Genomic DNA, 7,883 nt, shown 5'->3' on the forward strand with positions numbered 1-7,883 from the left:
GATCCCGTTACGATAGAATGAACGCGACAAGCCTGGACAGGGCCATGTCGACGACACCGAGGTAAATGGCCATGATGACGCTGAAAACCAATACGGCGACGCCGGTCTTGACGGTTTCCTGGCGCGTGGGCCAAGTCACCTTTTTCAGTTCGACCTTGGACTGTTCGAAAAATTCCTGGGCCGCCTTGGCGTAACCCACAAGGGATTTTCCGGACTTGGCCGGGGCCTCCGCCTTGGCGGTGGACTTGCCAGCCGCAGCCTTGAGGGGCTTGTCGGCGCCCTGGGCTGTCTGTGTCTTTTCTTTGGCCATGACCTCGCCTTGCTCGAATAATGGCAGGGCAGGAGGGATTCGAACCCCCAGCCCTCGGATTTGGAGTCCGATGCTCTACCGTTGGAGCTACTGCCCTGCGTTAATACCCGGCGCCTACTTCGATTCCCGATGGACCGTATGCTTATGGTCGAACGGGCAGTACTTCTTGACCTCGAGGCGGCCGGTGGTATTTTTCTTGTTTTTTTCCGTCGAATAATTCTTGCGCTTGCACTCGGTGCACTGCAACTGAATATTGATACGCATCACTTACTCCACGATTTCAGAGACAACGCCGGCACCGACGGTACGGCCGCCTTCGCGAATGGCGAAGCGCAGGCCCTTCTCCATGGCGATGGGGGCGATCAGCTCCACGTTGAACGTAGCGTTGTCGCCGGGCATCACCATTTCGACGCCCTCGTCCAGGGTCACGACGCCCGTGATGTCGGTCGTGCGGAAATAGAATTGGGGACGGTAGCCGGTGAAAAACGGGGTGTGGCGGCCGCCCTCTTCCTTGTTGAGAACGTAGACCTCGCCCTTGAACTTGCGGTGCGGCGTGATGGTGCCGGGCTTGGCCAGAACCTGGCCGCGCACGACATCGTCGCGCTTGACGCCGCGCAGCAGCACGCCGACGTTGTCGCCGGCCTGGCCCTGGTCGAGGATCTTACGGAACATTTCAACGCCGGTGCAGGTGGTCTTGACCGTGTCCTTGATGCCGACAATCGCCACTTCGTCGCCCACGGTGATGATGCCGCGCTCGACACGACCGGTGACGACGGTGCCGCGGCCGGAGATGGAGAACACGTCCTCGATGGGCATCAGGTACGGCTTGTCGATGTCGCGCTTGGGCTCGGGAATATAGGAGTCGCAGGCGTCAAGCAACTCGAAGATCGGCTTGGCGTCCGGGCTGTCCGGGCCTTCGGCCTCAAGGGCCTTCAGCGCCGAACCCTTGATGATCGGGATTTCGTCGCCGGGGAAACCGTACTTGGTGAGCAACTCGCGCACTTCGAGCTCGACGAGTTCGAGCAGTTCGGGGTCGTCGACCAAGTCGACCTTGTTCATGAAGACGACGAGCTGGGGCACGCCGACCTGCCTGGCGAGCAGGATGTGCTCACGGGTCTGGGGCATGGGGCCGTCGGTCGCGGCCACCACCAGGATGCCGCCGTCCATCTGGGCCGCGCCGGTGATCATGTTCTTGATGTAGTCGGCGTGACCGGGGCAGTCGACATGAGCGTAATGCCGCTTTTCGGTCTCGTATTCGACGTGGGCCGTGGCGATAGTGATGCCGCGTTCCTTTTCCTCGGGGGCCTTGTCGATCTGATCGAAAGGAACGTATTCGCCAAAACCCTTAAGGCTGGCCAGACGCGTAATGGCGGCCGTCAGCGTGGTCTTGCCGTGGTCGATGTGCCCGATGGTACCGATGTTGACGTGCGGCTTTTTCCGCTCAAATTTCGCCTTGCCCATGTCGTCCCCCTAAGCAGCGGTTTGACTTCGAATTTTTATGGTGAATTTGGATATGGAGCCCACGACCGGATTTGAACCGGTGACCTCTTCCTTACCAAGGAAGTGCTCTACCGACTGAGCTACGTGGGCCTTTATAAAATGCGTAGGACACGGGAGGCATTGGAGCGGGAAACGAGACTCGAACTCGCAACCCTCAGCTTGGAAGGCTGATGCTCTAGCCAATTGAGCTATTCCCGCGTATGTCACACGTAGTACATGCGACAGGTCTTCCTGTCTCCTACAGCATTCGCGCGTTATGGTGGAGGGGGGTGGATTTGAACCACCGAAGGCGTACGCCGACAGATTTACAGTCTGTTCCCTTTGGCCACTCGGGAACCCCTCCGCTCTGGAGCTGGCGATGGGACTCGAACCCGCAACCTGCTGATTACAAATCAGCTGCTCTGCCAGTTGAGCTACGCCAGCGCCCAAGAGGCAGCTAGTTAGCTCGGCAAAGCCGGGGCGTCAAGCCTTTTTTTCATCCGCTCACAGCCGCATCCGCTTCAGGCGGACGCGAAGTGGGTTTATTACGCTGGAGCCCTGTCCTTGGCAACAACTATTTTCAAATTACCCTATTTTTTTCGCCTTCCCTGCCGACCGCCCTTTCCAGCCCGCGTTGCCAAGAGGCGCGATTTTCCGTAGGAACCATAACGATAAAGACCGAACCCAAACCTTCCACCCATCGAGCTCCGCGTGAAAAACATGGAAAAGCATCATCGATTTTCCTTTTGGTATGTGCTCATCGCCATCTGGGGCGTTTTGCTGCTCAACAACTTCATCGTCACCAACTACGGCCCCAAAAACCTGCCCTATTCCGAATTCCTAAAAAAACTTCAGGCCGGCGACATCACCGAGGTCTCCATCACCGGCGACGTCATCGCCGGCACCATGAAGGTACCGGACGCGGAAACCAAGGAACCCAAGGACGAGGAGTTCGTCACCCGCCGGGTCGCCCAGGACCTGTCCAACGAGCTGGCCAAATACAACGTCCATTTCCGGGCCCAGCCCGAATCCACCTTCCTGCGCGACATCCTGTCCTGGGTCATCCCCATCCTGATCTTTTTCGGCATCTGGTATTTCCTCATGCAGCGCCTGAATCCTGGAGCCGGCGTCATGGCCTTCGGCAAGAACAAGGCCCGGGTCTACGCCGAAAAGGACATCCCCACGCGCTTTGACGATGTGGCCGGCTGTGAGGAGGCCAAGGCCGAACTCGTGGAGATCGTCGACTACTTGAAGACCCCGGACCGTTTCCGGAGGCTTGGCGGCGAGATGCCCAAGGGCGTGCTTTTGATCGGCCCGCCGGGCACGGGCAAGACCTTGCTGGCCCGGGCCGTGGCCGGCGAGGCCGGAGTGCCGTTTTTCTCCATCTCCGGCTCGGAATTCGTGGAAATGTTCGTGGGCGTGGGCGCGGCCCGGGTGCGCGAGCTTTTCACCCAGGCCAAGGAAAAAGCCCCGTGCATCATCTTTATCGACGAGCTCGACGCCATCGGCAAATCCCGGGCCGGGGCCATCGTCGGCGGGCATGACGAGCGGGAGCAGACCTTAAACCAGTTGCTCGTCGAGATGGACGGCTTCGACCCGCGCGTGGGGGTCATCATCATGGCCGCAACCAACCGACCCGAAACCCTCGATCCGGCGCTGCTGCGGGCCGGCCGCTTCGATCGGCAGGTTCTGGTGGACAAGCCGGACGTGGCCGGGCGCGAGGCGATTTTGCGCGTCCACGCGGCCAAGATCATCCTGGCCCCCGAGGTGGACCTTTCGGTCATCGCCCGCAAGACGCCGGGATTTTCCGGGGCCGATCTGGCCAACGCCATCAACGAAGCGGCGCTTTTGGCCGCGCGCAAGGACAAGGACGCGGTGGGCATGGCCGACCTGGAGGAGGCCGTGGACCGCATCATGGGCGGCCTGGAAAAAAAGAACCGCGTCATCAACCCCAAGGAGAAGCAGGTGGTGGCCTACCACGAGGCCGGCCACGCCGTGGTTGCCACCTGCACGCCCGGAGCCGACGCGGTGCACAAGATTTCCATTGTGCCGCGCGGCATCGGGGCCCTTGGCTGGACCCAGCAACTGCCGACCGAGGACCGCTACCTCATGACCCAGACGGAATTGCTCGGCAAAATCGACGTGCTGCTCGGCGGACGCGGGGCCGAGCGCCTGATTTTCGGGGAAATCTCCACCGGGGCGCACAACGACCTGCAACGGGCCACCGACATCGCCCGGGCCATGGTGGCCGAGTACGGCATGGGCAGGACGCTTGGACCGGCCACCTTTCCGCGACAGAGTCGGCCGATCTTCCTGGGCACGGAGCAAAGCGGGCTGGCCGGCCGGGAATATTCCGAGGCCACGGCGGCCAAGCTCGACAACGAAATCAAGGAAATTATGGAAGCGTCGCAGGGCCGCGTGGCCGAGCTTTTGGCCGATAAGAAGGAGTTGTTGGAAAGCATCGCCAAGACGCTACTGGAAACGGAAACCATCGACGAGGCGCGGTTTCGGGCCCTGGTGGACGCGGCCAAAGACGCCCCCGCAGCCTAGTGTCGCGTTCTCGAAATTCGTGCATGCGAATTTTGAGAATAATATATTTAAATAATTATTTTTTCTCTAAAAAATATTGTCATATTTTTTAGAGAACGCCACACTAGCGCCTTTCTTTCGGGCGATAAAAAAGGCGGGCTTTCCTCTCCTTCGGGTTGGGGAAAGCCCGCCTTCGCGCTTCAGGCCGCCCGCCCGAAGCGTGGACAAACCGTCTTCCGCGCAGGGGGCGGCCCGGGCGCGGACGGCCCTTACGGCGTTTTCGGCGGCGTCATGACTGGCGGCGTCGCGGCCGCCGGGGTTGGCGGATTGCCGGCCTGGGATGCGCCCGCCGGGGCGGCGTTTTCCCGGGTTTGCATCATGAGCGTCTTTTCGGCGCTCCCGGAACTTGATCCGAAGAAATATTGCACGACCGCAGTGAAGGCCGTGACCAGCGCACCGACCAGAAAGGCGAACTGTGGATTATTGGCAGCCGTCGACTTGTCGATGAGAAAAAAAAACAATCCCACAAAGAAGCCGATCACCACGAGCCCCCCCACAACCATCTTCGCCCAGAGATTGAGCGCCTTGGTGTTGTCGTAGTCCCGCACGTTGATGGTGCCCATGTTGATCCGGGCCTGACGCTGCTCCAGCGCCTGCAAGGCGCTGACCCTTTCCAGCCACAGCAAAATGTCTCTGTTCGCCGCCGCCAGTTTCTCCTTGTTGCCCGGATCGCCGGCGGCCGCAAGCAGCTTGTCCAGGTCGCAGGACTCGCCGCAGGCCCTGGCCCAGACATCCACGGCCAACTTGAGGCAGGGCTCGTTGTCGGCCATGCGCAGGCACCTGGCCAGAAACGGCGCATCCCCCTCCACGGCTTTCGCCAGTTCCTCGTACGTCGCCATTACGCCTCCTCGAGCCGGTCATTCGCGGCTCAATCACACAAGCGGCAGCGCGTCGACGTCATCTTTGACACACCTTCCCCGGCCAACGGGCCAGGGAACTCCCTGGCCCATGGCATTGTAATGTCATGGGCTATATTTTATAGCAAATAAAAAACATCCATATGGGAATCTGCAAAAAAAAATAGCCGAAGGCGACATCTGGTTCCTTCAGATTCCCCCTGCGTTTCTGCGCACGAAAAGCAGGCTGCCCCGGCCGCGACGCGCCAGCCGCCAGCCGGGGTCGGCCGCCAGGGCGGCGGTGACCGGATCGTGCACGCTTAAAAGGATCACGTCCGGCGGGTAGGCCTCGAGAAATTCCCGCCAGCCCGGCCCGGCATTGATAAAGCGGAAATAGGCCTCATGGACCGGGCGCGGATAGACCGTCTCATAGCGGCCGTCCATGGCCACCTTGACCGCCGGATAGTCGTTCCAGGACAGCCACTCGCCCCAGTTGAAATGGGTAAGCACCCTGCCGCTGAGGCGACCGTGCTCCCGCAGCCACGCGACTGCGGCCACTGGGTAGGAAAACGCCCCCGCCCCCGGCGCGTCGCAGTCCGGGGCCGTGATGCGCCAGGGCGTCGCCAGCACGAGGTTGACGGCAAGGACCGCCACGAGCCCCCCGAACGCCACGGGCAGCCAGCGGAATCGCTCGGCCAGCCTGGCCAGGACCGGCCCGGCCTCCAGCCGCCTGCCGTCGGCGAAGATCGACGGCAGCAGCGCGGCAAAGGCCAGGACGAAAAAAATCTGGTGGCGCAGGTGCCCCATGGCCATCCAGGCCGTCACGCCAAGGACCAGCCAGTCGGTCAGGTCGCGGTGGCGGCGTTTGATCAGAAAAAAAGCGGTCAGCGCGGCCATGCCCAGAAATATCCAGGCGTTAACGGCCAGCCTACCCATGGTTAGCACCCGCCAGACCGAGGCCCACTCGGCCACCTCCGGCCGGGGAAGGCGTATGGCCGCGAGCAGATAGGTCCAATAGTCGGGCCCATACGGGTTGACCAGCGTCGCCAGGGCGCAGGCGAGAGCGCAAACGGCAAGCGTAACCACGCCGCGCCGCCGTTGCAGCGCCCCGGCCGCGTACAACCCGATCAGCCCGAGCCCGGCCAGAAAGCCGCCGTGCAGATTGGCCCAGACGAGCATCATGGGCGGCAGCCAGGCAAGTCGCCGCCACTTTCCGTCCGCGCGAAAGGCCTCCAGCCGCCACAGGAACACGGCGAAAAAAAGGTAGGTGAAGATCTGCGCCCGGGCCGGGGCGAAGCCGATCACCAGCAGCTCGCCGGCAACGAAGCAGAACAGGCCGCTGGTCACGGCATCGGCCCGCCGGGTCCGGGCGGCGGCGAAAACGCCCAGGCAGACCCCGGCGGCGGCGAGGTAGCGCAGGGCCTGGATGCCGGCCATGCCGCAGGCGGTCAGAAGCGGATAGTAGACGACCCCGGTCAGCCACTCGTGGTAGACCCACGGGGTCAGCGTCGGGGTGTAGGCAAAGACGTCTTTATAAGGAAAACCCTGCCGCCAGAAGAGACGGCCGAAGGCGAGGTAGCCCCAGAGATCGAAGTCGGCGGCAGTCAGGGCCAGCCTGCCCGCCACCAGCAGCGCCGGCACGGCCACGGCAAGGGCAAGCAGGACTTTTTCCCTGGTCGAACGCGGCGGCATGGGACCTCTCTTTCCCGGCCCGGACCGGACCGTTGCTGGGATATCCGGTCCTAGCCCACGGCCTGGGGCGAGGCAACCCGCTCCACCGACGCTCAGCCGGGCTTTCGCCCCTCCACCACCCGGTCGTGGCCGGCCAGATCGCGGCGCACGGCCACATCCGCGAAACCGGCCCCGGCCAGAATGGCGGCGGCATCCGGTCCCTGCTCCCAGCCGATTTCGACGAGCAGCCAGCCGCCCGGGGCCAGCCGGTCAAAGGCTGTCCGCGCCACCACCGGCACGGCTTCGAGCCCGCTTTCTCCGGGCACCAGCGCGCCTTGCGGCTCGAAATCGCGCACCTCGAAGGAACAGGCCCGGTACTCGGCCGCGCTCACGTACGGCGGGTTGGATACGACGAGCCCGTACCCGCCTTGGCGCGCCGGCAGGGCGGCAAAATCCGCCTCCACGAAATCGAGCCGGCCGTCCACGCCATGGCGCGCGGCATTGCCCCGGGCAACCGCCAGCGCCCCGGTGCTTTTATCCAAAGCCACGCCGGTTGCGAGGGGCCATTTGACGGCCAGGGTCACGGCCAGACAGCCCGAGCCCGTGCCGAGATCGGCAAAGCTCTCCGGCCCGTCGCCCTCAAAAAGCTCCAAGGCGCGATCGACGAGGCCCTCGGTCTCCGGGCGCGGGATGAGGGTGTCGGGCGAAACGGCAAAAGAGAGACCGTAAAATTCGCGCTCGCCGAGCAGATAGGCCACGGGCTCGCCCTGGCCGCGCCGGGCGACAAGGGGCCGGTAGGCGTCCAGTTCGGCCGCTATCACGGGGCGGTCCATGGCCAGAATCAGCCCCAGCCGGTCCAGTCCCAGCGCATGGGCGAGGAGGAGCTGGGCCGAGAGCCGGGGCGCATCCACGCCCTTTTCGGCCAGGTACGATTCCGTTTTTTTGAGGAGTTCGCGGACAGTCATAAGAAGAATGCCTCGGGCGGTCGGGGGGGGGGG

7 protein-coding genes and 5 tRNA genes are annotated in these 7,883 nt (G+C 63.0%); 1 reads left to right on the forward strand and 11 read right to left on the reverse strand.

The annotated features are described in order from the left end of the window. Positions 1–7: 7 nt before the first annotated feature. The 8 genes from secE to ACMZ6R_RS05545 all read right to left on the reverse strand — a co-directional run bounded on the left by secE (position 8) and on the right by ACMZ6R_RS05545 (position 2,233). Complete coding sequence (secE, locus tag ACMZ6R_RS05510) at positions 8–310, reverse strand: preprotein translocase subunit SecE (RefSeq protein WP_416109884.1); 303 nt, start codon at positions 308–310, stop codon at positions 8–10. 21 nt (positions 311–331) lie between these two features. After that, positions 332–407: transfer RNA gene (locus ACMZ6R_RS05515), tRNA-Trp, on the reverse strand. Positions 408–424: 17 nt separating this feature from the next. Beyond that, the gene (gene rpmG / locus ACMZ6R_RS05520; RefSeq protein ID WP_416109885.1) at positions 425–574 is read right to left on the reverse strand and encodes a 50S ribosomal protein L33; all 150 of its coding nucleotides are present in this window, start codon (positions 572–574) and stop codon (positions 425–427) included. A 3-nt stretch (positions 575–577) separates the two neighbouring features. Then, on the reverse strand, positions 578–1,771 hold the full coding sequence (gene tuf / locus ACMZ6R_RS05525) for an elongation factor Tu (protein ID WP_416109886.1): 1,194 nt from the start codon (positions 1,769–1,771) through the stop codon (positions 578–580). Between the two features lie 53 nt (positions 1,772–1,824). After that, a tRNA-Thr gene (locus tag ACMZ6R_RS05530) sits at positions 1,825–1,900 on the reverse strand. Positions 1,901–1,931: 31 nt separating this feature from the next. Then, positions 1,932–2,008 (reverse strand) — tRNA-Gly (locus ACMZ6R_RS05535). Between the two features lie 59 nt (positions 2,009–2,067). Continuing rightward, positions 2,068–2,153, reverse strand: a tRNA-Tyr gene (locus ACMZ6R_RS05540). A 4-nt stretch (positions 2,154–2,157) separates the two neighbouring features. Further along, positions 2,158–2,233: transfer RNA gene (locus ACMZ6R_RS05545), tRNA-Thr, on the reverse strand. A gap of 276 nt (positions 2,234–2,509) precedes the next feature. Between ACMZ6R_RS05545 and ftsH the strand changes: the two genes are divergently transcribed. Then, entirely contained in the window at positions 2,510–4,339 is a 1,830-nt protein-coding gene (gene ftsH / locus ACMZ6R_RS05550) for an ATP-dependent zinc metalloprotease FtsH (RefSeq protein ID WP_416109887.1), read from the forward strand. A 248-nt stretch (positions 4,340–4,587) separates the two neighbouring features. Here ftsH and ACMZ6R_RS05555 read toward each other — a convergent pair whose 3' ends face one another. The 3 genes from ACMZ6R_RS05555 to prmC form a co-directional block, all read right to left on the reverse strand. Next, positions 4,588–5,217, reverse strand: a complete 630-nt coding sequence (locus ACMZ6R_RS05555; RefSeq protein ID WP_416109888.1) for a hypothetical protein — start codon at positions 5,215–5,217, stop codon at positions 4,588–4,590. Positions 5,218–5,424: 207 nt separating this feature from the next. Continuing rightward, positions 5,425–6,906 carry a hypothetical protein gene (locus tag ACMZ6R_RS05560; protein WP_416109889.1) on the reverse strand — a complete coding sequence of 494 codons (1,482 nt, stop codon included), beginning with the start codon at positions 6,904–6,906 and terminating at the stop codon, positions 5,425–5,427. 92 nt (positions 6,907–6,998) lie between these two features. Further along, positions 6,999–7,850 (reverse strand): peptide chain release factor N(5)-glutamine methyltransferase, encoded by an 852-nt coding sequence (gene prmC, locus ACMZ6R_RS05565; protein WP_416109892.1) that lies wholly within the window; start codon positions 7,848–7,850, stop codon positions 6,999–7,001. Positions 7,851–7,883: the final 33 nt, after the last annotated feature.

It is taken from the genome of Solidesulfovibrio sp. C21, assembly GCF_047785625.1.
GTDB lineage: Bacteria > Desulfobacterota > Desulfovibrionia > Desulfovibrionales > Desulfovibrionaceae > Solidesulfovibrio.